Raw genomic sequence first — 25935 nt, 5'->3', positions numbered from 1 at the left:
CGGTGTTCACTTTCGGGGCCAGTCGGCGAAGGCGTCGCGTACGGCGCCGATCTGCGCGGGCGTGACGCCACCATCGGTATCGGTGAAGAGGTCGATGTCTTCCGTAGGTCGGGCGCCGATGCCGTGGGCGATCAGGGCTTGACCGCCGGCAAGGGCGAAGCCGTGGCCAGCCGCCGCAGCGAGTGCCAGGCTGGCGACCTCGTGCTGGAACGGATCGGGGACGAGCGGCGGCATCAGGCAGCGACGTCCCGGGCGCGCAGGCCGGGGTGGCGTTCCTCCCACGCCCGGCGGACGCCACCAGGAAGATACAGCGTGGACCATAGCCGCGCGAGGGTCACTCCGTGCAGCCAGGTCCGCAATTCATCGGGATGGACGGCTTCCGTCAGCACTGTCTCGTACATCCAGTTCAACAACCCGGGCTGGTCGAGGTCGACGTGCCGATCGGGCTGCCAGAACAAGCGGTGCGGCAGCTCGACGATGCCGGTGGTGGGGCCCGTCAGCTCGTTCAGGTCGTCCGCCACGACTGCGAGACGCCCGGGGCGAGCCTCGTAGGGCTTACGTGAGCCGCGGACGGAGCCGAACGGGTCCATGGGCACAGGATAATCCCCATGAGCTGCTGTCGGCCTCAGCGACGCCACCAACGCCACCGCCGCCGGGTCCGCGCCGGACGCGCGACGTGCGGCACCGGTTCGACAGTCGTGGCCGGGCCGGCGCGCTGCCGGTCGGCCCGCCAGCGGCGTACCGCCTCGTCGACGTCGACCGGGCGGACCACCACGCGCGGGCCGGTGGGGGTGCGCAGCCAGGCCACCACCTCGGCGTTGAGCACCGCCACGTACGACCGGACCGCCTCCTCGGTGGGCAGGTCCCGCAGCTCGTCGGGGAGCTGTTCGATGCGACGGCGCAGTTGCAGCGGGGTGGGCAGCATCAGGTCCGACGGGATCTGCTCCCGCTCCATGAAGCCGCGGATCCACCAGCCCTCGTCGTAGGGCACGTCCCGGCCCGGGATCGGCCTGCCGGCGCCCGGCAGGTTGTCGAACTCCCCACGTTCCTGGGCCGAGCGGATCTGCGCCTCGACCGCGGCCTCCCAGCCGTATGTCACCGCCGTCACCTCCCACACCCACCGTATCCGGCCCGGGTGCTCGATCGAACTGGTCGGGCTGAGATCGATCAGGATCCGGCTGTGGTGATCTGTTCGGATTCAGGCACCATGCGTAGCTGCGCGGCCAAGACGGTGTCTCGCGGTCCCGTGACGATGACCAGGGAGTCCTCGATCTGGCCGCCGCACGCGGCCAGCGGGATTGTGCTGGACATGTCGGGGCACGCGAGGTAGAGCCACTCCGGTCCGCGCTTGCCGTCGATGGTCAGGGCGTGGGTGCCGGTGGGCTCGGGCGGATTGTTGGTGTCGAGCCGGTCAATGAATTGCGACGGCGGTGGGCCGCCACCCCACGGTGATGCGCCTCGGCGCCCGGCGAGGGCCAGTTGGTAGTTGATCAGCGTCGCCCAGAGATGATGCACGACCGAGGCGCCTCCGCTGGCATTTCGGACGGTGGTGACGTCGACGCTCGTGTTGTCGTGGAGTTCGTGGCCGACGCGGACCTCGACCGGTCGGGCGCGTCCCAGCTCGCGCGCGACGCCATGCGTGTCGATGTGGGTCGTCTCGCTGCGCCGGCCGACCATGTGGGCGCGGTGGCGTGGCGCCTCCAGCATGGCGAATCTCGTCCCGAGCCAGCCGTAGATCTCCCGGGACGTCGGCGTGGTGGCCCATGCCGCATCGGTCTGGCCGTGATCTGACGCTTCGGGGACCTGCGCCATGCCGGAAACCTCCTCACACCGTTCGTAGACGCGCACCACAGGTGTTTCCGCTCATGCGCCACGACCCGGTGCCGCCGCGCGGGGGTGGGACGACAAGTATGCGCTGGCGGAGGGACCGTGCGAGCAGCAGACGGTGCCGTCGGACAGCGATCCACTACCGTGCCACCATGCAGCGGCTGGCGTTGTTCGACCTGGATGACACGCTCATCGATCGCCAGGCGGCGTTCCAGGCATGGGCGGAAGAGTTCGTGACCGATCGAGGGCTCGACGACAGGGCCCTGACCTGGCTGATGGTCACCGACGCACACATGTCCGGCCCCCGAGGCCCCTTTTTCGCCGCGGTCCGCGACGAATTCGCTCTCACGCAACCCGCCGGGGACCTCTGGCAGCAGTACCGCCGGCGCATGCCCGAGTTGGTCTCCTGCCGCGCCGAGGACCGCGACGCGCTCCGACAGCTGCGCGCCGCGGGCTGGCGCATCGGGATCGTGACCAACGGCATGACCGACAACCAGCGGGGGAAGATCCGCCGCACGGGGTTGGACGCCCTCGTCGATGGCTGGTGCGTCTCCGACGAGGTGGGCATCCGCAAACCTGATCCGACGATCTTCCAGATCATCGCTCAACGATGCGGGGCATCCACGCAGCGCGGTGGGTGGATGGTCGGCGAAGACCTGACACTCGACATTGCCGGCGGTCACGGCGCCGGCCTGCACACGATCTGGTTGCGACCGACCCGCACGCTTCAGGAGGTCCCGGGCCCTTCGCCCGACTTCACCACAGCCACCGTGACCGACGCGGTCCAGATCCTTCTGACGCGGGACCCGCCCGCCGGCTGATGCTGCGGGTGCACCGGCGCGTCACGATCAAGACGGAACCCGGCCGGATGCGCGTAGTGTGCCGGCGGACGAGAAAGGGCGGTGGCGTGCGCGACTGGCTGGTCGGACTCGCGGTGGCGGCGGCCGGCGTGGTCGCGAGCTGGGCGGTGCTGGTGCTGCTGGCCCGGCGGCTGCCGCCGGGGCCGCTGCGTGACCTGGCCGCGTTCCTGCCCGACTGCCTGACCACGGTGCGACGCCTGCGCCGCGACCCGCGGGTGCCGCGCCGGGCCCGGGTCGCGATCGTCGTAGCCGCGATCTGGTTGGCGAGCCCGATCGACCTGATCCCGGAGTTCCTGCCGGTGATCGGCCCGCTGGACGACGTCGTCGTGGTCGCCCTGGCCCTGCGCTACGCCGGGCGGCAGGTGCCCCGGCAGGTGCTGCTCGACGCCTGGCCGGGCGAACCTCGGCTGCTGCTGCGCCTGCTCGGCGACGCCGGGGCACGTCGCCGGTGACGTGACGCCGGGGCACGCCTCTGGTGACGTGACGCCGGGGCACGTGGCCGGTGACGGTTCAGGGCAGCCGGCGTACGTGCCGGTGGCCGTCGCGGGGGAACGGCGGGCGGGCCGGCATCACCTCGGCGAAGGCGTACCCGCTCTTCTCCGCCACCCGGCAGGAGGCCGGGTTGTCGACCTGGTGGAACAGTTCCATGCGGGTCAGGCCGGCGGCGGCGAACCGGGTGAACGCCCAGCCGGTGACCGCGTCGACCGCGCGCGGCGCGACGCCGCGCCCGCGGGCCGGGGCGGCGGTCCAGTAGCCGACCTCGGCGGCCGGGCGTCCGGGGCGGACCTCCTTGAGCACCACGCAGGCCACCAGCCGCTCCCCCGCCGGCTCGGGTTCCAGCACGGCGAAGCTGAACCGCCGGTCGGCGGCCCAGCCCTGCCGGGCACGGCGCAGGAACGCCCGCGCCTCGGCGCGGGTGGTCACCGGCCACCGGGTCCAGGCGCGCAGCACCGGATCCCGGTAGGCCTCCAGCAACGCCTCGGCGTCGCCGTCGCGCCACGGTCGCAGCAGCAGGCCGGGCGTGGTGGGGGTGGCGGCGACGGACAGCACGACGGGCATCTGTCGAGTGTCGCGCGTCACCGGCCCCGGCCGCGAGCCCGGACCTCCCGGTGGCGGCGGGCGGCGTAGGGTCCGGGCAGGGGTCTACGGCGGGAGGCGGCGTGGTCACGTTCGGTGCGGTGATGGGGATCGCCCTGGTGGCGCTCGGTCTGGTGCTCACGCCCGGGCCGAACATGGTCTATCTGGTGTCCCGGTCGGTCACCCAGGGGCGACGGGCCGGCCTGGTGTCGCTGCTCGGGGTGGCGGTCGGTTTCCTGGTCTACCTGGCCGCCGCGGTGGCCGGCATCGCCACCGTGTTCGTGCTGGTCCCGCCGCTCTACACGGCGGTGAAGCTGGCCGGCGCGGCATACCTGCTCTGGCTGGCCTGGCGCACGCTGCGCCCGGGCGGCCGGTCGGCGTTCACGCCGCTGCCGCTGCCGCCGGACCGGCCCCGGCGCCTGTTCACCATGGGTCTGGTGACGAACCTGCTGAACCCGAAGATCGCCATCCTGTACGTGTCGCTGCTGCCGCAGTTCGTCGACCCGGCGCGCGGGCACGTGGCGGCGCAGAGCCTGCTGCTCGGGGCGACCCAGATCGGCATCGCGCTGACCGTGAACGCGGTGATCGTGCTCAGCGCCGGCGCGGTGTCGACGTTCCTCACCCGCCGCCCGGCCTGGGCGCGCCTGCAACGGTACGTGATGGGCACCGTGCTGGCCGGGCTCGCGGTGCGGATCGCCGCCGACCGCTCCCGCGCCGCCGTCGCCGCGCCCTGAGGCGGTACGCGGGTCAGCCGGGCGGTTCGCGCAGCACCGCCACGCCGCCCGGCGGCACGGTCACCGCGTCGTCGACCGGCTCGTCGGTGAGCAGTTCGTGCCCGGCGGCCGGCACCCGCTGCGGCCGGTCGGTGTGGTTGAGCAGGAACAGCCAACTCCGGTCGCCGTCGCGGCGGCGGACCGCCTCGACGCCCGGCGGGGCCGCCGGGCAGGTCGGGACGACGCCGGCGAGCCGGGCCGCGTCGACGAGCAGCCGGCGGTACGTGTCGTCGTCGGGTCGGGTGGAGACGTACCAGGTGTGGGCGGCGCCGATGCGGTGGCGGGTGACCGCGGGGCGGCCGTCCAGCACCCCACCGATGTACGCGGTGACCGTCTCGGCACCGGCCAGGTGCACCGTCTCGGACCAGATCCGGCCGATCCCGCCGCTTGTCAACGGCACCCGTTCGTCGTCGGCGAGGGGGTGGAACTCCTCCACCCGCACGCCGAGCAGGTCCCGGTAGGCGCCGGGGTAGCCGCCGAGGCGGATGCGGGCGTGTTCGTCGGCGACGCCGCTGAGCCAGGTGACCAGCAGGTGCCCGCCGGCGTGGACGTGTCGGCGTACCCAGTCGGCGGTGGCGTCGGAGGCCAGGTAGAGGGCGGGGAGCACGAGCAGCCGGTGCCCGTCGAGCGGGTCGCCCGGTGTGACCAGGTCGGTGGTGATGCCGGCGTGCCACAGCGCCCGGTGCGCGGCGGCCACCTCGCCGGGGTGGTCGAGGCCGTCGCGGGGCATCCCCGGGTGGCGCAGCGCCCAGCCGCTGGCGGCGTCGTAGGCGATCGCCACCCGCGCCTGCACCTGGCCGCACGCGGTCCCTTCGAGCCGGCGCAGCGTGGCGCCGAGGTCGCTGGCCTCGCGGAACACGCGGGTGTCCGCGCCGGAGTGGGACACCACCGCGGAGTGGAACCGTTCCGCGCCGCCGGCCGGGGCGCGCCACTGGAAGAACATCACCCCGGCGGAGCCGCGGGCGACGTGCGCGAGGCTGTGCCGGGCCATCCGGCCGGGTTCCTTGGTGTGCATCCGCCCGGCGGTGTGGATCTGGTTGGGGGCGCTCTCCATGAGCAGCCACGGCGCGGGGCGGCCGGCGCCGTGGCGGGCCCAGCCCCGGGCGAGGTCGGCGGCGAGCGCGGTCTGTTCCTCCGCGCCCCGGTCGACCCGGGTCGGGTAGTGGTCGACGGCGACCAGGTCCACCTCGCGCGCCCACCGGGCGTGGTCCACCGGCACCCAGTCGCCGAGGACGTAGTTGGTGGTCACCGGCACCGCCGGGTTCGCCGCCCGCAGCAGGTCCCGCTGCTCGGTGTACGCCGACAGCAGCGTGTCGGACCAGAAGCGGCGGAAGTCGAGCAGGTGGCCGGGGTTGCCCAGGTACTGGGTGGCGCGGGGCGGGCCGATCTGCGCCCAGTCGGAGTAGTGCTGGCTCCAGAAGCTGGTGACCCAGGCGTCGTTGAGCGCGTCGAGGTCGCCGTGGCGGTCGGTGAGCCAGCGACGGAACGCGGTCTCGACGTGCGGGCAGTGGCAGGTGGTGCCGTACTCGTTGTGCACGTGCCACAGCGCCAGCGCGGGGTGGTGGGCGTAGCGGGCGGCGAGCACCTCGGCGATGCGGCGGGCGGCGGCCCGGTAGGCGGGCGCGGCGGCGCAGTAGGTGTCCCGGCTGCCGTGGTGCAGGCGTACCCCGTCGGCGGTGACCGGCAGCGCCCCGGGGTGGTTGAGGGTGAACCAGGGCGGTGGGGAGGCGGTGGGCGTGGCCAGGGCGGCCCGGATGCCGTTGTCGTGCAGCAGGTCCAGGACCCGGTCGAGCCAGTCGAGGGTGTAGCGGCCGGGGGCGGGTTCGAGGCGGGACCAGGCGAACACGCCGACGGTGACCAGGTCGACGCCGGCCGCGCGCATCAGGGCGATGTCGTCGTGCCACACCTCGGGTGGCCACTGTTCCGGGTTCCAGTCACCGCCGTAGCGGAGCCGGCCGTCGCTCCACAGCGCTTTAGTTGTCACCTGCGCCAAAGTATGAACAGGTGACACGGAAAGTCAAGGCGGTCAATCATTGACAGTTAGTTGTGGTTCCAAAGAAACTTGCGGGACCGCCCGTGTCGCCGCGAGGAGACGCCCCATGCCGTACCGCCCGCCGCTGGTCCCGTACGAGACGTTCGTGGCCGACCCGCCCGACCTGCCGGTCCGCGCCCCCGGCGAGGAGGGCGCCGACGACGTGCTGCGGGCGCGGGTGGCCGCGACCGACCCGCACGGTGTCACGCTCACCGCCACCTGCGCCTCCGGTCGCACGCTCGTCGCCCGCGTCGAGGCCGCCGGGGACGGGATCCTGCGGGTACGCCTGACCGACGATCTCTGCGTGCGCAGCCGCTCCGCCCGCGCGCTGGCCCTGACCCGGCCCCAGCCGCACCCCGCCGAGGTCACCGTGGACGAGACGTACGCGCGGGTGGACGCCGGGGCGGTGGTGGCCGAGATCCGCCTCGACCCGTGGGGGCTGCGCTTCCTCGCCGCCGACGGCCGGCTGCTGCTGGCCGGCGACGGCGGCACCCGGGACATCAGCGGCCGGCGACGCACCCTGCCGCTCGGCCGCTCGGCCGTCGACGGCGAGCCGGTCGCCTGGCACGAGAGCTTCGTCGCCCCCGGCGACGAGCGGTTCGTCGGCTTCGGGGAGAAGTTCACCCCGCTGGACAAGCGCGGCCAGCGGCCCCTGATGTGGAACTTCGACGCCTTCGGCGGCGAGTCCGACCGGTCGCACAAGAACGTGCCGTTCTACCTGTCCGACCGCGGCTACGGCGTGCTCGTCGACAGCGGCCTGCCGGTGCAGTTCGACGTCTGCGCCAGCACCCACAGCAGCGTGCAACTGCTCGTCCCGGACGATCTGCTCGACTACTACGTGTTGGCCGGCCCCACCCCGGCGCAGATCCTGGAGCGGCTCGACGCGCTCACCGGCCGGCCGTACCTGCCGCCGAAGTGGGCGTTCGGCGCGTGGATCTCCTCCGGTTTCTTTCCGGACAGCGAGCAACGGGTGCGGGAGCGGGCCCGGCTGATCCGGGAGCGGAACATCCCGTGCGACGTGCTGCACCTGGACTGCTACTGGCAGGTCGCCGGGCGCTGGTCGGAGCTGCGCTGGGACGAGCAGGCGTTCCCCGACCCGGCCGGGATGCTCAAGGACCTCGCCGAACAGGGCTTCCGGGTGTGCCTGTGGATGAACCCCTACCTGATGACCGACAGCCCGCTCTACGCCGAGGCCGAGGCCGCCGGCTACTTCCTGCGCCGCCCCGACGGCACCACGTACGTCGCCGACACGTGGCACGGCAGCTATCCGGTCTGCGCCATCGTGGACCTCACCAACCCGGCGGCGGTGCGCTGGTTCCAGGGCCTGCTGCGCCCCCTGCTGGCCCAGGGCGTCGCGGTGTTCAAGACCGACTTCGCCGAGGCCGTACCCGCCGACGCGGTGGCGCACAACGGCATGACCGGCGTCGAACTGCACAACGTCTACGCGCTGCTGTTCAACGACGTGGTCGCCGACGTCACCGAGGAGGTCGCCGGGCACCGCACGGTCTGGGCACGCTCCTCCTACCTGGGCGGGCAGCGGCACAGCGCGCAGTGGAGCGGCGACGTCAACGCCACCTGGCCGGGCATGGCCAGCACGCTGCGCGGCGGGCTGTCCCACGGGTTGTCCGGGGTGCCGTTCTGGAGCCACGACACCGGCGGGTTCCACGGCACCCCGGAGCCCGACCTGTACGTGCGGTGGACCCAGTTCGGCGCGCTGTCGCCGCTGGTCCGGCTGCACGGCACCACCAGCCGCCTGCCCTGGGACTTCCCGCCCGAGGCGGAACGCCACGCGGTGGCCGCGCTGCGGCTGCGTTACCGGCTGCTGCCGTACCTGTGGTCGGCGGCCGTGGCCGCGGCCCGCACCGGCGCCCCGATGATGCGGGCGCTGCTCGTCGACACCCCTGACGACCCGACCGCCTGGACCAGCGACCTCCAGTACCGCCTCGGCACCGACCTGCTCGTGGCGCCGGTGCTCGACCCGTCCGGGGAACGCGCCGTCTACCTGCCGGCCGGTGACGACTGGCTGGACGCGGCCACCGGGCAGCGGCACACCGGCGGCCGGCACCTGCGGGCGCGCGTGCCGATCGACCGGCTGCCCCTGTACGTGCGCCGGGGCGCGCTGGTGCCGGTGGCGCCGCCCGCGACCACCGTCGCCGAGGGCCCGTTCCGCGACGTCACACTCGTCGCGTGGGGTGGCGTCGACGGCGTGGGCGTGGTGCACGACGACGACGGCGACACCACGGTCACCGCCACCCGCGACGGCGACACGCTGCGGGTCCGGGTGGACGGGCCGCTCGACGTCCGCCGGGTCAGCGTGGTCGGCGCGGACGCGCCCCGCCGGATCACGCTCAACGGCGAACCGGTGCCGGTGACCCCGTTCGAGCCCTGGTTCGGCGGCTGACGGACGCCGCACCTATTTAGTTTAAGCTGTAGCCGAAATCGATGGTCGGCGGCGCAGGAGGCAGGCACCACGTGATCAGCATCGACCGGCCGGTCCAGACGGCCGACCTCGGCGACGTGCGGGTGACCAACCGGGCCGTGGTGCTGCGCCACGTCCGCCGGCACGCGCCCTGCTCCCGCGCCGACGTGGCCGCGCACACCGGGCTGAACAAGGCCACCGTCTCCAGCCTGGTCAGCGAGCTGATCGACCACCGGCTGCTGCGCGAGACCGGGCTGACCGAGAACCGGATCGGCCGGCCGGCCACCATGCTCGTGCTCGACGGCTCCCGCTACGTCGGGCTCGGGCTGCAGATCGGCGCCGACGAGCTGGTCGTGGTCGCCGCCGACCTGACCGGCGCGCGGGTGCTCACCTGGCGGCGGGCGTTCGCCGCCGCGACCGCCGGACCGCAGGAGACGGTACGGGCGCTCGCCGCGCTGACCCGCCGGGCGGTCACCCGGATCACCGGCGCGGACCGCACCGTGCTCGGCCTCACCGTGGGCGTGCCCGGACTCGTCGACGCCGACGGCGTCGTGCCGGCCGCGCCCGCGCTGGGCTGGCGCGGCGTGCCGCTCGCCGCCGAGCTGCGCCGCGCGCTGCACGATCCCGGCTTCCCCGTCGGCGTCGACACCGACGCCAACCTCGCCGTCTGCGCCGAGCTGCGGCACGGCCCGTACGCCGGCACGGCCGACCTGGTGCACCTGAGCGGCGGGCTGGCCATCGGCGCCGGCCTGGTCAGCGGCGGCCGGCTGCTGCGCGGCGGCCGGGGCTTCGCCGGCGAGATCGGTCACCTGCCCGTGCTGGCCGGCGCACCCGACGGGCCGGCGTGCCGGTGCGGCCGGCACGGCTGCCTGACCGCGCTCGCCGGCGTGGACGCCGTGGTCCGCCGTCTGCTGCCCGACGCGGCGCTGGACGGCCCGATCACCGACTACCTGCCGGAGATCGAGCGGATCCAGGTGCTCGCCCGCGCCGGTGACGAGCCGGTGCGGGCCGGGCTCACCGAGATCGGCCGTCAGCTCGGGCAGGCGGTGTCGGTCCTGGTCGACCTGCTCGACCCGGAGGTCGTCGCCGTCGGCGGGCACCTGGCGGCGCTCGCGCCGTGGCTGCTGCCGGCCGCCCGCGCCGAACTGGCCGCCCGCAGCGCCGGGCCACCGGCAGCGGTCCGGATCGAGGCCAGCGCGTTGGGGTCGGCGGCCAGCGCGCTCGGCGGCGCCACCGCCGCGTTGGCCACTGTGGAGGCCGGGCAACTGCCTGTCGCGTGACTCTTGACCGCGCCGCCGCCGGGTGCCAACCTCGGTAGCGCCGCCACCGGGACCGGGCACTTCCGCGGGCGGCGTGTTTCCGGCGGTTGTCGAAGCGCTTCACCAACGCTCCGGGCCGACCCCGCCGGCCCACCACCATCCCTTTTACGCGTGTGCGCGCCGCCGACCACCGACTCGTCCGTCGAAGCGCTTCGACGGACGGAGCGGGCGCCCGCACGCCCACCCGGAGGCGCCCGACATGACCGACCGCACCCCGCACCACCGGCTGGACGACCTGCTCGCCCGGCTCACCGTGCCGGAGAAGCTCGGCCTGCTGCACCAGTGGCAGGCCCCGGTCCCCCGACTCGGCCTGCCCGCGTTCCGCACCGGCACCGAGGCGTTGCACGGCGTGGCCTGGCTCGGCGAGGCCACCGTGTTCCCGCAGGCGCTCGGCCTCGCCGCCAGTTGGAACCCGGACCTGATCCGGGCCGTCGGCGCCGCCGCCGGCGACGAGGTGCGGGCCAAGCACCGGGCCGACCCGCAGCGGGTCGGCCTGAACGTGTGGGCGCCCGTGGTCAACCCGCTACGCGACCCCCGGTGGGGCCGCAACGAGGAAGGCTGGTCCGAGGACCCGTGGCTGACCGGCCACCTCGCCACCGCCTACGCGCGCGGGCTGCGCGGCGAGCACCCGACGCTCCTGCGGACCGCGCCGACCCTCAAGCACTTCCTCGGCTACAACAACGAGACCGACCGGGCCGTCACCTCCAGCGACCTGCCGCCGCGCGTGCTGCACGAGTACGAGCTGCCGGCCTTCCGCGCGCCGCTGGCCGCCGGCGCGGCGGTGGCGGTGATGGCGTCGTACAACCTGGTCGACGGCGTGCCGGCGCACCTGAGCCCACTGATCAACGGCGAGCTGCGCGGCTGGGCCGACGACGAGGTCATGGTGGTCGGCGACGCCGGGGCGGTCGGCAACATCGCCGGCGTGCAGAAGCACCTGCCCGACCACGTGACCGGCTTCGCCGCCGCGCTGCGCGCCGGGGTGGACAGCTTCACCGAGGACGACGAGGACCGCGCGCCCACCGTCGACCGGCTCACCGAGGCGCTGGCGCGCGGGCTGATCAGCGAGTCCGACGTGGACCGGGCGGTCCGGCGGATCCTGTCGGTCCGGCTGCGCCTGGGCGACCTGGACCCGCCCGGCCACGACCCGTACGCCGACGTGCCGGCCGACGTGGTGAACTGCCCGGCCCACCGGGAACTCGCCCGCGAGGCCGCCCGCCAGTCGATCGTGCTGCTGTCCAACGACGGGCTGCTGCCACTGCCGGCCGACCTGCGGGTCGCGGTCCTCGGCCCGCTCGCCGACACGGTGCTCACCGACTGGTACAGCGGCACCCTGCCGTACGCGGTCAGCCCGTACGCCGGGTTGCTCGGGCGGCTGCCGGAGGTGACCACCCACCCGGGCGCGGACCGGATCGCGTTGCGCCTCGACGGTCGGGCGGTGCGCTGCGCCGACGGCGGGCCGCTGGCGTTGGCCGACGCGACGCCCACCGAGTTCGACGTGGTCGACTGGGGCCACGGGGTGGTCGCGCTGCGCGCGGTCGACTCCGGCCGCTACGTCGGCGCGGACGAGGCCGGCGCGCTCGTCGTCGACCGGCCCGGCCCGGGCGGCTGGGTGGTCCGCGAGACGTTCCGCCCGCAGCACCGGCCCGACGGCACCGCGCTGCTGCACCACCTGGCCACCGGCCGGCCCGTCGGCGTCGGCCCGGACGGCCGGCTCAGCGTCACCACCGGCGATCCCGCGGTGTTCACGGTGGAGCTGCGCGTCGACGGGGCCGCCGAGGCCGCCGCGTTGGCCGCCGCCGCCGACGTGGCCGTGGTGGTGCTCGGCAACCATCCGATGGTCAACGGCCGGGAGACCGAGGACCGGGCCGACCTGACCCTGCCCGGCGGCCAGGAGGGGCTGCTGCGCGCCGTGCACGCGGCGAACCCGCGCACCGTGCTGGCGCTGACCAGCAGCTACCCGTACGCGGTCGGCTGGGCGCGGGAACACCTGCCGGCGGTGCTGTGGAGCGCCCACGGCGGGCAGGAGCACGGCAACGCGCTCGCCGACGTGCTGCTCGGCGCGGAGGACCCGGGTGGCCGGCTCACCCAGACCTGGTACGCCGACACCGCCGAGCTGCCCGACCTGCTCGACTACGACGTCATCGGCGCCGACGCCACCTACCTCTACCACCGGGGGGAGCCGCTGTACCCGTTCGGCCACGGACTCAGCTACGGCCGGTTCGACTACGCTGATCTCCGGTTGAGCACCGCGACGGCGCAGGCCGGCGAGGAGGTCGAGGTGAGCGTCGAGGTCACCAACACGGGCCGCCGCCCGGGCACCGAGGTGGTGCAGCTCTACACCCGTCAGCGACGTTCCCGGGTCAAGCAGCCGCTGCGGCAGTTGCGTGACTTCGCCCGGGTCACCCTGGAGCCGGGCTGCGCGGCCCGGGTGACGCTGCGGCTGCGTACCGCCGACCTGTCCTGGTGGGACGCCGACCGCGCCGCGGCGGTGGTGGAGGACGCCACCCACTCGGTGCTGGTCGGCCGCTCCGCCCGCGACGTACGGCTGGTCGGGGCGCTCACCGTGACCGGCGGCGACGTGGCGGCCGGGGCGGCGGCGCGGCGCTCCGGGGCCGCCCGGTGAGCGGCCGGGCGGCCGGCGGGCAGGTGACCATCGCCGACGTGGCCCGCCACGCCGGGGTGGCGGCGAGCACCGTGTCGTACGTGCTCAGCGGCAAGCGCACCATCTCCGCGACCACCCGCGGCCGGGTGCTGGCGAGCGTCCGCGCCCTGGGCTACCACCCGAACGCCGGGGCGCGGGCGTTGGCCAGCCGCAAGGCCAACGTGATCGCGCTGGTGCTGCCGTTGCGCACCGGCATGCAGGTGCCGGTGGTGATGCGGTTCGCCACCGCGGTGGTCACCACCGCCCGCCGCTACGACCACGACGTGCTGCTGGTCACCGCCGACGAGGGCCCGGCCGGCCTGCACCGCATCGCCGGCAGCGCGCTCGTCGACGGCGTCCTGCTGATGGACGTGGAGCTGGAGGACTCCCGGGTGCCGCTGCTGCGGGAGTTGGCGCTGCCGGGCGTGCTGATCGGGCATCCGGCCGACAGCACCGGCCTGGCCTGTGTGGACCTGGACTTCCGGCGGGCCGGGGAGCTGTGTGTGGAGCACCTGGCCGCGGCCGGGCACCGCCGCGTCGCGCTGCTCGGCGCCCCGGCCGCCGTCTACGACCGGGGCACCGGCTTCGCCCACCGCACCCGCGACGGGGTGGTGGCCGCCGCCGGACGCCTCGGCGTGGACGCGGTGACCCGCTCCTGCGAGGAGGGTCCGGCGGCGGTGCGCCGCGACCTGGCGGCGCTGCTGGACGCGCATCCCGACGTCACCGGGCTGGTGGTGCAGAACGAGTCGGCGGTCGAGCCGGTGCTGGCGGCGCTGCCGCTGCTGGGCCGCCGGGTGCCGCAGGACGTGTCGGTGGTCGCGGTCTGCCCCGACGAGCTGGCCGAGCCGTCCGGGCTGACCTGCGTGCCGGTGCCGGCCGAGGAGGTGGGCCGGCAGGCGGTGACGTTGCTGATGCGGCGTCTGCGCGACGAGCCGGTGCCGGAGGTGACGCTGCTGGAGCCCCGGTTGACCGTGCGCGACACCAGCGTCGGCTGATCAGAGGCTGTCCGGGCGGCGCAGCGCGGGATGGCGCTCCCCCGGCGCCGCGTACCAGGGCGTGGCGCCGTCGGTCAACGCGGAGTCGATCCGCAGCCGGGCCCAGTCGTCGAGGTCGGGCAGCGCGTCGGGGCTGAACCAGGCCACCGCGAGGGACTCGTCGCCGTCGGCGGTGGGCGCCCCGCCGACGGCCCGGCACCGGAACCAGACGTTGAGGTATTCGCAGGCGTCGCCGTTGGGGTACACCACCGGGTGGGTGGCCACCCCGGCGAGCCGGTCGACGGCCACGTCGACGCCGGTCTCCTCCCGGACCTCACGCACCAGCGCGTCGGCGGGCTGCTCACCCGGGTCGACGGTGCCGGCGGGCACCGACCAGCGGCCGTTGTCGCCACGGCGGGCCAGCAGCACCCGCCCCGCGTCGTCGGTCACCACGGCGCTGACCCCGTAGAGCATGAGCAGGTCGTGGCCGACGTGTTGGCGCAGCCGGGCGATGTAGGGCGACACGGGCATGGCGAGCACGCTACCGGCCGGCCCGCCGGTGCCGCCGGAGCATCCCGGCGGCCAGCGCCGCGCCGTCGAGGTCACCGGCGGCGATGCGGCCGGCGACGGTACGCCGCACCAGCCGGTCGGCCAGGCCCGGCGCGTGCCGGGCCAGCGCCAGCTCGACCCGGCCGCGTCGGGTGGTGGCCACATCCCGGGGGGCGCGGCGGGCGGCGGCGGCGCGCAGGATCGCCGCGACCACCCCGTCGACCGGCTCCGGCCGGGACACCCCGCTCAGCGACAGTCCGGCGGCCTTGGTGCTGTCGTGGATCGGGGAGGCGACCATGCTGGGGTAGACGACGCTGACTCCGACGTGCGTGCCGACCTCGTGACGCAGCGCGTCGGCGTACGCGACGAGCGCCCGCTTACTCACCCCGTATGCGGCGGCCAGGGGCAGCGGCAGCACGGCCATCCGGCTGGCCACGAAGATCACCCGACCGCGGGTGGCCTCCAGGGCGGGCAGCGCGGCGGCGGTGGTCCGCCAGGCGGCGAGCAGGTTCACCTCCAACTGGCGGCGCACCACCTCGTCCGGGGGCAGCTCGGCCGGCGCCGGTCCGCCGACGCCGGCGTTGTTGACCAGCAGGTCCAGCCCGCCGAGCCGGTCGACGGCGGCGGCCACCGCCGGTGCCGTCGCGGCCGGATCGGTCAGGTCGACCCCGAGCACCGGCGGCGTGGCGTCGGTGTCGGCGTGCAGGTCCAGCCCGACCACGTGCGCGCCGGCGGCGGTCAGCGCGTCGCCCAGGCGCCGGCCGAAGGTGCCCCGCGCGCCGGTGACCAGCACCCGGCGGCCGGCCAGCGCGCTCACCGGGTCGCTCCGGCGCGCCGCGCGCCGGCGGCCAGTTCCCGGCGCAGCTCGGCCAGGTAGGCGTCGAAGTCCACCCGCATGTGCGGCCGGCGTTGCCCCCAGCGGGCGGTGGCGGCGCGTAGCTCGGCCCGGCAGGCGGCGGCCTGGCGGGCCGGATCCGGCGGCGCCCAGGTGCCGGCCAGGCGCGCGGCGACCAGCCGGGCCTGCGCCTCCAGCAGCGGGAACGCCGCGCCGGTGGACTGCATGAGCCCGACGAACGCCAGCCCGGGGGCATCCAGGTGGAACACGTGCCGGTACAACGGCAGCCGGTCGGCGCCGTCGCCGAGCAGGCTCGGGTCGATGAACGGCACCCGCACCCGGTAGCCGGTGCACCAGATGACCAGGTCGATCGCGTCGACGCGACCGTCGGTGAACTCGACCCGCCCGCCGGCGAAACGCGCGATCCCGGGCCGGGCCTGGATGTCGCCGTGGGTGAGCCGGGACAGCAGCGTGTCGGAGAGCGTCGGGTGGTCCTGGAGGAAGCCGTGTGTCGGGGCGGGCAGTCCGTAGCGGGCGGGTGGGCCGACGGCCGCGGTGAGCGTGGCCTGGCTTATCCGTTGCCGCAGCCGCCAGGGCAGGTGGCGGGCCAGCGCCCCGTTGAGCGTGTCCGAGGGACGGCCGAGCAGGTATTTCGGCACCACCCAGACGCCGCGGCGAAGCGACAGCAGCGTCCGGGTGGCGGCGTACGAGGCGTCGACCGCGATGTCCATCGCGGAGTTGCCGCCGCCGACGACCAGGACCCGCCGGCCGGCGAGCTGCTCGGGCCCGCGGTAGTCGTGGCTGTGCATCTGCTCGGCGGCGCATTCGCCCGGGTAGGGCTCGGGCCGGTGCGGCACCCGGTTGTGCCCGTTTGCCACCACCACCGCCGCGACGTCGACCTCGACCGGCCCGGCGGGGCCCTCGGCGTGTACCCGCCAGCCGTCGCCCGCGCGGGTGACCCGGTCGACGGTGTGCCGCAGCCGCACCGCCTCGCGCAGGCCGAACCGGTCGGCGTAGTCGTCGAGGTAGCCGGCGACGCGGGCGTGGTCGGGGTAGTCGGGCCAGTCGGCCGGCATCGGATGGTCGGCGAACTCGGTGCGCCCCTTGCTGGTGTTGAGGTGCAGCGTCCGGTAGGCCGGCGAGCCGGGCGCGCCGTAGACCCAGAGACCGCCGATGGTGTCGGCGGTCTCGAAGGCCACCGCCGGCACGCCGACGTCGGCGAGCGCTTTGAGTGTGGCCAGCCCGGCCGCCCCGGCGCCGATGACCGCCACCCTGGGTGGTGCCGCCATGACCGCCCCCCTTAATCCAACGACTGCTGGATAATTCCCGACGGGCGTGCCGTCGTCAAGCGCTGGCCGGCGGGTAGAGCCCGTCGAGGAACCGGTGCACGAACGCGCGGAACTCCCGCCGCTCCCGCGCCCCGGAACCGGCGCCCGCGGCCAGCGCCACCACGTGCCCGTGCACCGCCCAGACCAGGCTGCGTACGGTCACGTGCGGGGCCGGCTCGACCAGCGCCCCGGCGGCGGACGCGGCGGCCAGCAACTGCTCGACCTGCGCGTACAGCGGCGCGGCGTAGTGCCGGTCCAGCTCGGCGTGCCGCTGCGGCTCCAGCCAACGACGCAGCCACAGCGCGGTCGTCTCGGGCCGGTCCTCCAGGAAGTCGACGAACACGTCGACCAGGTCGTGCAGGGCGCGCAGCGCATCGGTCGGCCCGGCCGCCAGGGCGGCGCGCGCGCGTTCCCCGGCCGCCTCCAGCGCCGCCCGCTCGGCGGTGAACACCCGGGCGAAACAGGCGTCGTAGAGCTGCGCCTTGGCGCCGGTGTGGTGGGCGACGGTCGCCACGTCGACGCCGGCCGCGGCGGCGACGTCCCGGACGCTGACCGCGTCGAAGCCTCGCTGCGCGAACAGCGCGGCGGCGGCGTCGAGCACGAGGTCGCGGGTGGGTCGCTGGTCGTCGCGGCGGGGCCGGCCCGGCCGGCGGCGGGGCATGGTCATCCGGCCATTGTCACCCCTACAATCCAGCAACCGTTGGATTGGGGTGCCGATGATGACCGGTGAGGAGCAGCGACACGAGGCCGTCGCCCTGCCGCGTGGCCCGCTGCTCGGGTTCGCCGCCGGGTCGCTGGGCATGGGCGTGTGGGTCACCGTGCCCGGCCTGCTGCTGCTCTACTTCCTCACCGACGTCCTCGCGGTCGCGCCGTGGCTGGCCGGGTTGACCCTGCTGCTGCCAAAGGTCGCCGACGTGCTGCTGCACCCGTGGGTCGGGCATCGCAGCGACCTCGAGCAGGCCCGCCGGGGCCACCGCCGGCGGCTGCTGCTGGCCGGCTGCGCGTTGCCGGCGGCGTTCGCCGCGCTGTTCGCGGTGCCCGGCGGGCTGACCGGCGTGGGTGCGGCGGCCTGGGTGGCGGTGTTCTTCGTGGCCGGCAACCTGCTGTTCGCCGCCTACCAGGTGCCCTACCTGGCGACGCCGGCGGACCTGCGGATCGGCTATCACGAGCGGACCCGGCTGATGGCCTTCCGGATGGTGGTGCTCACGCTCGGCATCCTCGTCTCCGGGCTGCTGGCGCCGCTGCTGGCCGGCGGTGACGCCGCCACCCGCGGCGGCTACCTGCGGATGGCCGTGGCGCTTTCCGCCGGCATGCTCGCCGCGATGGTGGTCGGGGTGGCCGGGATCGGGCGGCTGCGCCGCACGGCGTCCGCCCCGGCGCTCGTCCCCGGCGCCGGCGGGTGGCGGACGCTGGCGGCGAGCCTGCGGGACCGGCAGTTCCGCAGGCTGGCCGGCGCGTACCTGGCCATGTCCACCACCACCCACCTGGTCCTGGCCGGGGTGCCCTACTACGCGCAGTACGAGCTGGGCCGGGCCCGGCTGGCCACGGTGCTGGTCGCCGCGTTCGTCGCGCCGGCGCTGCTTGTCACACCGGCGTGGCTGGCGCTGGCCCGGCGGGTCGGCAAGCAACGCGCGCTGCTCGGCGCGCAGGTCGCGTTCGCCGCCGGGTCGATGGTGCTGGCGGTCGGCCGTCCGGCCGGGCTGCCGGTGCTGGTCGCCGCCGTGGCGGTGCTCGGGGTGGCGTTCGCCGGCATGCAGCTCCTGCCGTTCTCGATGCTGCCCGACGTGATCCGCGCCGCCGGCGCCGAGCGGGCCGGCACCTACACCGGGGTGTGGACCGCCACCGAGGCCACCGGCGCGGCGCTCGGCCCCTACGCGTACGCGTTGTGCCTGGCCGCGGGGGGCTTCGTCGCGTCGACCGCCGGGCAGTCCGTCACCCAGTCGGCGCAGGCCCTCGCGGCGCTGCGGTACGGCTTCGGTCTGCTGCCCGCCGCCGTGATGGTGGTCGCGGTCCTGGTGCAGCGCCGCTACACCCTCGACGACGCGGCCCGCGCCGACGGCGGCCACTAGACTTCGCCCCCGATGGACGCCGACCTGACCGCCGAGACCCGCCCCTGCGCCCACTGCGGTCGTGAGGTGCCGCAGCGCGTCGGCGCCGGCCGGCCCTTCCGCTACTGCCGGGACAACGACGGCGCCTGCCAGCGGGCCGCCCGCAACTCGCGGATGCGGCACCGTAACTCCCCCGGCCTGCCCGGGCAGGTGGCCCGCACCTGGGAGGCGGTGGACCGGCTCGACCAGGTGGTGGAGACGCTCACCGAGGCGCTGCACGCCGAGCTGTCCCCGGCCGGGGTGGAGCGGCAGCTCGCCGAGGTGCGCGCGGAGACCTCCGCGCAGGTCGCCGCCGCGCACGCCGAACGCGACGAGGCCCGCCGCGACGCCGAGGACGCCGCCGCCGCGGCGGCCCGGGACCGGCAGGAGACCCGCGCCGCGTACGCCGACCGCGACGCCGCCCGGGGCCACGCCGAGCAGGCGCGGGCGGCGGCCGACGCGGCCGTCGAGCGGGCCGCCGCCGCCGAGACCGCCCGCGACGCCGCCCGCGCCGAGGCCGGTGCCGCGCAGGCGCTGCGGGTGCAGGCCGAACGCGACCGGGACGCCGCGCGCGCCGAGCTGCGGACGGTGCGGGCCGAACGCGACGGCGAGCGGCAGCGGGTCGCCGAGCTGACCGCCGAACGGGACACCGCCCGCGCCGACGCCGAACGCGCCACCCGGTCGGCCGCGGAGGCCCTGGACCGGGCGCAGGGCCTGCGCGCCGAGGCTGACGCGGCGCGCGCCGACGCGCAGGCCGCCCGGACGCAGGCGGTCGAGGACCGCCGGTCGGCGCAGGCGGCGACCGAGCGGGCCGACGCCGAGGCGACCGCCGCGCGGGCGGCCCGCGCCGAGCGGGACCGGGCCGAGGCCGCCCGCGCCGACGCGGTCGCCGCCGCCGACGCCGCCCGCGCCGAGCGGGACCGCGCCGGCGTCGCCCGCGCCGACGCGGTCGCGGCGGCGGACGCGGCCCGGGCGGAGGTGGCGGCGGCGGACGCGGCCCGGGCGGAGGTGGCGGCGCTCGCCGCCGAGCTGGTCGAGGCACGCCGGGCGGTGGCCGCCGCGCAGGTCCGAGCGGAGGAGTCGGCGTCCCGGCTGGTCGCGGCCGAGGCCGACCGGGACGCCGCCGAACGGCGCATGGGGCAGCTCGCCGACCAGGTCAGCGACCTGGCCGGGGCGCTGGCCGCGCTCGGCTCGCGGGCCGGCTGACCGGACCGCCGGCGCCGCCGGCATCCCGGGCCTTGATCGACGCCAGCTCGCCGAGGTGGCGGTATGCCGGCACGCCCGACCTCGCCACTTCGGCGACCTGGAGTCGACCAAGCGCTCCTTCCCACCCCCTGGAACAAACGCCCTCATGCGGGACAGGCGGAGATCGCGGCCTCTGGGAGGCCGTCCCGTACCACGATCCGTGGAGCACGGCCACGGACCGGGACGGGGCAGCGCGGCGCGGGCACGCCGCGCGAGGATGGGGGCATGGGAAAGACGTACGAGCGCATCGACGGCCGGCTGCGGGAGTTCATCGAGGCGCAGCCGGTGTTCTTCGTCGCCACCGCCCCGCTGGCCGGCGACGGCACGGTCAACCTGTCCCCGAAGGGGCTGCGCGGCGCCCTGGCGGTGCTCGACGACCGCACCGTGGCCTACCTCGACTTCGCCGGCGGCAACGCCGAGACCATCGCCCACCTGCGGGAGAACGGCCGGGTCACGCTGATGTGGTGCGCGTTCGCCGGCCCGCCGACGGTCGTGCGGGTGCACGGGCGCGGTGAGCCGGTGTTCCGCGACGACCCGCGCTGGCCCGAGCTGTTGCGGCACTTCCCCGACATCGACCCGGGCCCGCACGGCCTGCGGGCGGTGATCGTGGTGCGCGCCGAGCTGATCCGCGACACGTGCGGCTACGCGGTGCCGCTGATGAGGTACGACACCGACCGGGATCTGCACGGCCGCCGGTTCGCCCGGGAGGACGACACGTCGCTGTCGGCGTACTTCGCCGGTAAGGAGCACGTGGCGACGAGCATCGACGGGCTGCCCGGCCTGCCGCTGCCGTTGCCGCCCACCCCGGCGCGGTGAGCGGTGGTCAGTGGATGCCGGCCATCAGGCCCCGGATCTGGCGGGTGAACATCACCGCGGCCAAGCCCAGCACCACCGAGGCCAGCCCGAAGGTGAGGAAATAGGTCGACTGCGACCAACTCTGCGCCAGCCGGGCCACCTGCCCGCCGACCGCGTCGCCGACGGCGGTGGCGAGGAACCACAGGCCCAGCATCTGGCTGGCGTACTTGACCGGGGCCAGCTTCGTGGTGGCGGACAGGCCGACCGGGCTCAGCGACAGCTCGCCGGCGACCTGAAGCGCGTACACCGCGACGAGCCACCACGGTGACACCAGGTCACCGCCGACGGCGGCCCGCGCGGCGGCGGCCATCAGCACGAACGACAGGCCGTTGAGCACCAGGCCGACGGCGAACTTCGTCGGTGTGGACACCCGGTGGCCGAGCGTGAGCCACAGCCCCGCGGCCAGCGGCGCGCCGATGATGATCAGGATCGGGTTGACCGACTGGAGCCACGACGCGGGGAACGTGAACCCGCCGACGGTCCGGTCGGTGCGGTCGGCGGCGAAGATGTTCAGCACCGAACCGGCCTGGTCGTAGATCAGCCAGAACGCGGCGGCGAAGAGGAACAGCCACACGTACGCCTTCATCCGGCTGCGTTCGGTGTCGCTGATCTCCCGGTCGGTGAGGATGCGCGTGAAGTAGCCGAGGGTCACCAGCACGGTCAGCACGGTCAGCAGGTTGACCACCGTGTCGACGGTGAACCAGCCGGCCAGCAGCAGCACCAGCAGGGCGACCAGCAGCACGGCGGCGGCCACGCCGGCGCGGGTCAGCGCCCGCCGCCGGTCGGCGCCGAGCAGCGGGTCGGCCGGGTGGGCGCCCGCGTCACCCAGGTTGCGCCGGCCCGCCACGTACTGGATCACGCCGAACGTCATGCCGACCGCTGCCGCCCCGAACCCCAGATGCCAGTTGATCTTCTCGCCGAGGAAGCCGGTGACCAGCGGGGCGATGAACGCGCCCAGGTTGATGCCCATGTAGAAGATGGAGAACCCGGCGTCGCGGCGCGCCGAGTCCCGCTCGTACAGGTCGCCGACCATGGTGGAGATGTTGGGTTTGAGCAGGCCGGTGCCGACGACGATGAGCGCCATGCCGGCGAACACGCTCCAGCCGGTGGGGATCGCCATCACGTAGTGGCCGGCGGCGATGACCACGCCGCCGGCCAGCACGCTGCGCCGCGCCCCGAGCAGCCGGTCGGCGACCCAGCCGCCGGGCAGCGCCATCAGGTAGACCATGGCGTTGTAGGTGCCGTACACGGCGTTGGCGGTCGACTCGCCGATGTCGAGGCCGCCGTCGGCCACCGCCGCGGTCAGGTACAGCACCAGGATGGCCCGCATGCCGTAGAAGCTGAACCGCTCCCACATCTCGGTGAGGAAGAGGGTGGACAGCGCCCGGGGGTGGCCGAAGAAGGTCTTCCCGGCGGGTGGTCGGGCCCCGACCGGCGCGTCACTGCTCATCGTCACCTCCGGCGCGCGTGGTCGGTAACATTCCCCGGTAACGGGCGAAACACTCCACCGATCCGAGGGGCTGTCGCGGCCGGTTACCCTTGAGGTTCCCGACTCGCGGACGGCCTCATCCGGCGTGGGTGGGGAATGGGTGGGCGGTGACCGGCCGTTACACCTGAGGACCAGCACCACGGACGAGGGGAAGTCGATCATGGGCGAGCGCATGCTGCGCGGTAGCCGGCTGGGCGCGGTCAGCTACGAATCCGACCGGAACACGGAGCTCGCGCCGCGGCAGACCCGCGAGTACCTGTGCGCCAAGGGCCACCAGTTCGAGGTGCCGTTCGCCGTCGACGCCGAGGTCCCCACGACCTGGGAGTGCAAGTTCGACGGCAGCGTCGCCCGGCTGGTCGACGGCAACGAGCCGGAGCAGAAGAAGGCCAAGCCGCCGCGCACGCACTGGGACATGCTGCTGGAGCGGCGTTCGATCGCCGAGCTGGAGGACATCCTCGCCGAGCGGCTGCAGGAGGTCCGCACCCGCCGCGGACGCGCCTGAACAACCCGAAACCGTCGAAACGCCCCCGGGGATCACCCCGGGGGCGTTTCGTCACGTCCGGTCAGCGGTCGACGATCTCACCCTCGATCGCGGTACCCGGCTGCGGCTGGGCGGCTGGCGGCTGCTGAGGCGTCGGCGTCGGTTGCGGGGCGCCCGGGTAGACCCGCACCCGACGCGGGCCGAACAGGTCACCGGCGACCATCGACGACACCCGCCGCTCGGTGGACCGGCGCACCCCCACGGCGGTGAGCCGGCGCACCGGCGGCACCATCAGCAGCAGCCCCACCACGCCGCTGACCAGCCCCGGCAGCGCCAGCAGCAGCGCACCGGCCAACCCCACCAGGCCGTCGGTGACCTGCGGCCCGGGCGGCTGCCCGGCCTGCGCGGCGACCCGGAACCGCCGCCACGCCCGCATGCCCTCGCGGCGCAGCAGCACCAGCCCCAGCAGCGACGCCGCGAACACCAGCAGCAGCGCCGCACCGAACCCGACGGCCCGACCGACAAGCACGAAAACGGCCAGCTCCAGCAGCGTCAACAGCAGCAGGGCCAGTGGTATGAATCGCAGTCCTCGGCGCATCTCACCCCATCCGGTGTGTCGTCACGCCCCTCCAGCATGACACGCCCGCGCTCACGGCCACCGCGCCAACGCCCGCGGGCGTCCCCGCACCGCCGCCCGCCGGTCCCGCACCCCCCACCGGGTGACCCGCCACAACGCCTCCGCCACGATCAACGGGCTCATCTTGCTGTCGCCGTGTTCCCGTTCGGCGAACGTGATCGGCACCTCCACGATGCGCACCCCGGCGCGGTGCGCCAGCCGGGACAGCTCCACCTGGAACGCGTACCCCTGGGACCGCACCGAGTCCAGGTCGATGGCGTCCAACGCCGTCGACCGGTACACCCGGTAACCGCCGGTGGCGTCGCTGACCGGCATGCCCAGCGCCACCCGCGCGTACAGGTTGCCCACCCGCGACAGCAGCAGCCGCCGCCACGGCCAGTTCAACACCCGCGCGCCGGGCGTCCACCGGGAGCCGATCACCACATCGGCGTCGCGGGCGGCGTGCAGCAGCGCCGGCAGGTCCTCCGGGGCGTGCGAGCCGTCGGCGTCCATCTCCACCACCGCGTCGTAGCCACGCTCCCGCGCCCAGGCGAACCCGGCCAGATACGCCGCGCCGAGGCCGTCCTTGCTGCGCCGGTGCAGCACGTGCACCTGCGGGTCGACGCGGGACACCGCGTCGGCGATACCGCCGGTGCCGTCGGGGCTGCCGTCGTCGGCGACGAGCACGTCCACCGCCGGCGCCGCCGCGCGGACCCGGGCGACGATCCGGCGCACGTTGTCCGCCTCGTTGTAGGTGGGGATGACCACGAGGACCCGCCCCACCCCGGGATGGCCGGCTGCCACGCCCACCGTCGCACCGCCTCTCGTCGGCTCAGCCGCCGGTGACCTCCCGGCGGCGGCGCAGCAACGCCGCGCCGGCCAGGGCCGCGACCGCCAGAGCCGCGAGCGCCACCTCCGGCCACACCCCCGCCACGGTGGCCGGGGTACGCCCGTCCCCGAGTCGCATCTGCCGCACCACCACCTCGGCGGTGTTGAACCCGGTGGCACCGTCTACCCGCCCGTCGGGGGAAACGAACCCGGACACCCCGACCGTGGAGGACATCAACGCGGCACGTCCGTGCTCCACCGCCCGCAACCGCACCATGGCCAACTGCTGGCGGGCCTCGGCCACGTCGAAGGTGGCGTTGTTGGTCTGCACCACGAGCAGTTGCGCGCCGCCGGTGACGGTGTCCCGGACGATGCCGTCGTAGGCCACCTCGAAACAGATCACGTCACCGAGGGTCGCCGGCCCGGCGTCGAGCACCCCGGGACGGTCACCGGGAACGAAGTCGGAGCGGACCCGGTCCACCTCGGCGCTGACCTTCCGGGCGATGGACCGCAGCGGCACGTACTCGGCGAACGGCACCGGATGCCGCTTGGTGTACAACTGGGTCAGGTCGGCGCCGCTGCCGGGCCGCCACAACAGGCCGGCGTTGCGGACCTGCCCCTGGCCGGGGCCGAGCAGCACCGCGCCGACCAGGATCGGCGCGCCGATCGCGTCGGCGGCCTGGGAGATCCGGTAGCCGGCGGCCGGGTTGCGCAGCGGGTCGATGTCGCTGGAGTTCTCCGGCCACACCACCACGTCGGGGCGGGCCTGCTCACCCCGACCGACCCGCTGCGCCAGGGCCAGGGTGGCGTCGACGTGGTTGTTCAACACCTGCTGCCGCTGCGCGTTGAAGTCCAAACCGAGGCGGGGCACGTTGCCCTGCACGATGGCCACGGTGACGGTGTCGCCGGCGCCGCGTACCCCCGCCGGGACGGCCGGTCCGGCGGCGAGCAACGCGACCAGGGCGGCGGCGAGCGCGGCGACCGGCCGCCACTGCCCGGCCGGGCGGGACCAGTCACGCCACGCGACGGCGAGCAGGATCCCCCCGGCCAGCGCGACGGCGAACGTCACGAGCGGGGCGCCGCCGAGCGCCGCCAGCCGCAGCAACGGCGACGTGTCCTGGCTGAACGCCAACCGACCCCACGGGAACCCACCGAACGGGACGCGGTCACGCAACGCCTCCTGCCCGACCCACAGCACACCGGTCAGCAGCGGCCACACCGCCGCCCGCCGGTCGGCCAGCGGCGACACCCAGGCGGTCGCGGCGCCGAGCAGCGCCAGGAACCCGGCCTGCGACAGCGACAGCAGCACCCACGGCAGCCAACCGGTGTGCAGGTTGGTCCACTCCAACAGCGGCGCGAACAGCGTCACCCCGGTCAGGAAGCCCAGCCCGGCGCCGGCACGCACCCGCCGCCGGTGCGCCGCGGCGGCCAGCAACGCCACCCCGACCGGCGCGAGCGGCCACACCCCGTACGGGGGGAACGCCACCAGCAACGCCACCCCGGCCAGCACCGCGGCCGGCACGGCCACCGTCAGCGGCAACGCCCGACGCGCCCCGACGCCCGGGCGTGCCCCGCCGGTGGCACGCGACTGTTCCCGGTCCAGCGTCGTCACCGGCACCTCACCACGATCACGGGCCGAAGGCTACCCGCCCCGGCCGCCGACCGGCCCACGGGCGGCCCGGAAACGGAAATCGGGGCGC

25 protein-coding genes are annotated in these 25935 nt (G+C 75.1%); 11 read left to right on the top strand and 14 right to left on the bottom strand.

Features of this window, described 5'->3' with window-relative positions:
* Positions 1 to 6 precede the first annotated feature (6 nt).
* Genes O7619_RS18640 through O7619_RS18625 form a run of 4 tightly spaced genes read right to left on the bottom strand, consistent with a single transcriptional unit; the run spans position 7 to position 1812 of the window.
* On the bottom strand, positions 7 to 234 hold the full coding sequence (locus tag O7619_RS18640) for a nucleotidyl transferase AbiEii/AbiGii toxin family protein (protein WP_282282272.1): 228 nt from the start codon (positions 232 to 234) through the stop codon (positions 7 to 9).
* Entirely contained in the window at positions 234 to 590 is a 357-nt protein-coding gene (locus O7619_RS18635) for a hypothetical protein (protein WP_282282271.1), read from the bottom strand. The genes O7619_RS18640 and O7619_RS18635 overlap by 1 nt, the downstream gene beginning before the upstream one ends.
* A gap of 35 nt (positions 591 to 625) precedes the next feature.
* Positions 626 to 1108, bottom strand: coding sequence for a DUF1992 domain-containing protein (locus tag O7619_RS18630; protein WP_282282270.1), 483 nt, complete (start codon positions 1106 to 1108; stop codon positions 626 to 628).
* A gap of 59 nt (positions 1109 to 1167) precedes the next feature.
* Positions 1168 to 1812, bottom strand: a complete 645-nt coding sequence (locus O7619_RS18625) for a hypothetical protein (RefSeq protein ID WP_282282267.1) — start codon at positions 1810 to 1812, stop codon at positions 1168 to 1170.
* Positions 1813 to 1979: 167 nt separating this feature from the next.
* Between O7619_RS18625 and O7619_RS18620 the strand changes: the two genes are divergently transcribed.
* Both O7619_RS18620 and O7619_RS18615 read left to right on the top strand, forming a co-directional pair.
* Complete coding sequence (locus tag O7619_RS18620) at positions 1980 to 2648, top strand: HAD family hydrolase (RefSeq protein ID WP_282282266.1); 669 nt, start codon at positions 1980 to 1982, stop codon at positions 2646 to 2648.
* An 86-nt stretch (positions 2649 to 2734) separates the two neighbouring features.
* The gene (locus O7619_RS18615; RefSeq protein WP_282282265.1) at positions 2735 to 3139 is read left to right on the top strand and encodes a DUF1232 domain-containing protein; all 405 of its coding nucleotides are present in this window, start codon (positions 2735 to 2737) and stop codon (positions 3137 to 3139) included.
* 58 nt (positions 3140 to 3197) lie between these two features.
* Here O7619_RS18615 and O7619_RS18610 read toward each other — a convergent pair whose 3' ends face one another.
* Positions 3198 to 3746: a GNAT family N-acetyltransferase gene (locus O7619_RS18610; protein ID WP_282282264.1), complete on the bottom strand. Its 549-nt coding sequence runs from the start codon at positions 3744 to 3746 to the stop codon at positions 3198 to 3200.
* A gap of 101 nt (positions 3747 to 3847) precedes the next feature.
* Here O7619_RS18610 and O7619_RS18605 point away from each other — a divergent pair, with 101 nt between their 5' ends.
* Entirely contained in the window at positions 3848 to 4498 is a 651-nt protein-coding gene (locus O7619_RS18605; RefSeq protein WP_282282263.1) for a LysE family translocator, read from the top strand.
* 13 nt (positions 4499 to 4511) lie between these two features.
* On the opposite strand, the gene O7619_RS18600 is transcribed toward O7619_RS18605, so the two are convergent.
* The gene (locus tag O7619_RS18600) at positions 4512 to 6521 is read right to left on the bottom strand and encodes a beta-galactosidase (RefSeq protein ID WP_282282262.1); all 2010 of its coding nucleotides are present in this window, start codon (positions 6519 to 6521) and stop codon (positions 4512 to 4514) included.
* 115 nt (positions 6522 to 6636) lie between these two features.
* Between O7619_RS18600 and O7619_RS18595 the strand changes: the two genes are divergently transcribed.
* The 4 genes from O7619_RS18595 (at position 6637) to O7619_RS18580 (ending at position 13943) form a co-directional block, all read left to right on the top strand.
* On the top strand, positions 6637 to 8970 hold the full coding sequence (locus tag O7619_RS18595) for a TIM-barrel domain-containing protein (protein ID WP_282282261.1): 2334 nt from the start codon (positions 6637 to 6639) through the stop codon (positions 8968 to 8970).
* A 71-nt stretch (positions 8971 to 9041) separates the two neighbouring features.
* On the top strand, positions 9042 to 10268 hold the full coding sequence (locus tag O7619_RS18590) for an ROK family transcriptional regulator (RefSeq protein ID WP_282282260.1): 1227 nt from the start codon (positions 9042 to 9044) through the stop codon (positions 10266 to 10268).
* A gap of 238 nt (positions 10269 to 10506) precedes the next feature.
* Positions 10507 to 12930, top strand: coding sequence for a glycoside hydrolase family 3 C-terminal domain-containing protein (locus O7619_RS18585; protein WP_282282259.1), 2424 nt, complete (start codon positions 10507 to 10509; stop codon positions 12928 to 12930).
* The gene (locus tag O7619_RS18580) at positions 12927 to 13943 is read left to right on the top strand and encodes a LacI family DNA-binding transcriptional regulator (RefSeq protein ID WP_282282258.1); all 1017 of its coding nucleotides are present in this window, start codon (positions 12927 to 12929) and stop codon (positions 13941 to 13943) included. The genes O7619_RS18585 and O7619_RS18580 overlap by 4 nt, the downstream gene beginning before the upstream one ends.
* Here the strand turns inward: O7619_RS18580 and O7619_RS18575 are convergent, their stop codons facing one another.
* Genes O7619_RS18575 through O7619_RS18560 form a run of 4 tightly spaced genes read right to left on the bottom strand, consistent with a single transcriptional unit; the run spans position 13944 to position 17295 of the window.
* Positions 13944 to 14453, bottom strand: a complete 510-nt coding sequence (locus O7619_RS18575) for an NUDIX domain-containing protein (RefSeq protein ID WP_282282256.1) — start codon at positions 14451 to 14453, stop codon at positions 13944 to 13946.
* 10 nt (positions 14454 to 14463) lie between these two features.
* Positions 14464 to 15288, bottom strand: coding sequence for an SDR family NAD(P)-dependent oxidoreductase (locus O7619_RS18570; RefSeq protein WP_282282254.1), 825 nt, complete (start codon positions 15286 to 15288; stop codon positions 14464 to 14466).
* Positions 15285 to 16595 (bottom strand): NAD(P)-binding domain-containing protein, encoded by a 1311-nt coding sequence (locus O7619_RS18565; RefSeq protein ID WP_282282253.1) that lies wholly within the window; start codon positions 16593 to 16595, stop codon positions 15285 to 15287. Before O7619_RS18565 ends, O7619_RS18570 begins: the two co-directional genes overlap by 4 nt.
* A gap of 55 nt (positions 16596 to 16650) precedes the next feature.
* Entirely contained in the window at positions 16651 to 17295 is a 645-nt protein-coding gene (locus O7619_RS18560) for a TetR/AcrR family transcriptional regulator (RefSeq protein WP_282288876.1), read from the bottom strand.
* 58 nt (positions 17296 to 17353) lie between these two features.
* Here O7619_RS18560 and O7619_RS18555 point away from each other — a divergent pair, with 58 nt between their 5' ends.
* The 3 genes from O7619_RS18555 to O7619_RS18545 all read left to right on the top strand — a co-directional run bounded on the left by O7619_RS18555 (position 17354) and on the right by O7619_RS18545 (position 20782).
* Positions 17354 to 18703, top strand: a complete 1350-nt coding sequence (locus O7619_RS18555; protein ID WP_282282252.1) for an MFS transporter — start codon at positions 17354 to 17356, stop codon at positions 18701 to 18703.
* A 12-nt stretch (positions 18704 to 18715) separates the two neighbouring features.
* Positions 18716 to 19927: a hypothetical protein gene (locus O7619_RS18550; RefSeq protein ID WP_282282250.1), complete on the top strand. Its 1212-nt coding sequence runs from the start codon at positions 18716 to 18718 to the stop codon at positions 19925 to 19927.
* A 264-nt stretch (positions 19928 to 20191) separates the two neighbouring features.
* Positions 20192 to 20782, top strand: a complete 591-nt coding sequence (locus tag O7619_RS18545) for a pyridoxamine 5'-phosphate oxidase family protein (protein WP_282282249.1) — start codon at positions 20192 to 20194, stop codon at positions 20780 to 20782.
* Positions 20783 to 20789: 7 nt separating this feature from the next.
* Here the strand turns inward: O7619_RS18545 and O7619_RS18540 are convergent, their stop codons facing one another.
* The gene (locus O7619_RS18540) at positions 20790 to 22271 is read right to left on the bottom strand and encodes a peptide MFS transporter (protein WP_282282248.1); all 1482 of its coding nucleotides are present in this window, start codon (positions 22269 to 22271) and stop codon (positions 20790 to 20792) included.
* A 199-nt stretch (positions 22272 to 22470) separates the two neighbouring features.
* Here O7619_RS18540 and O7619_RS18535 point away from each other — a divergent pair, with 199 nt between their 5' ends.
* Entirely contained in the window at positions 22471 to 22812 is a 342-nt protein-coding gene (locus tag O7619_RS18535; protein WP_007460094.1) for an RNA polymerase-binding protein RbpA, read from the top strand.
* 61 nt (positions 22813 to 22873) lie between these two features.
* On the opposite strand, the gene O7619_RS18530 is transcribed toward O7619_RS18535, so the two are convergent.
* Genes O7619_RS18530 through lnt form a run of 3 tightly spaced genes read right to left on the bottom strand, consistent with a single transcriptional unit; the run spans position 22874 to position 25838 of the window.
* Positions 22874 to 23389: an FxsA family protein gene (locus O7619_RS18530; RefSeq protein ID WP_282282246.1), complete on the bottom strand. Its 516-nt coding sequence runs from the start codon at positions 23387 to 23389 to the stop codon at positions 22874 to 22876.
* A gap of 51 nt (positions 23390 to 23440) precedes the next feature.
* The gene (locus tag O7619_RS18525; RefSeq protein WP_282282245.1) at positions 23441 to 24217 is read right to left on the bottom strand and encodes a polyprenol monophosphomannose synthase; all 777 of its coding nucleotides are present in this window, start codon (positions 24215 to 24217) and stop codon (positions 23441 to 23443) included.
* A gap of 22 nt (positions 24218 to 24239) precedes the next feature.
* Positions 24240 to 25838 (bottom strand): apolipoprotein N-acyltransferase, encoded by a 1599-nt coding sequence (gene lnt / locus O7619_RS18520; RefSeq protein WP_282288875.1) that lies wholly within the window; start codon positions 25836 to 25838, stop codon positions 24240 to 24242.
* Between the last annotated feature and the right edge of the window lie 97 nt (positions 25839 to 25935).

Origin of the sequence: Micromonospora sp. WMMD998, assembly GCF_029581235.1 — a bacterium.
Lineage (GTDB): Bacteria > Actinomycetota > Actinomycetes > Mycobacteriales > Micromonosporaceae > Micromonospora.
This window is presented reverse-complemented; position numbering and strand designations above follow the sequence as displayed.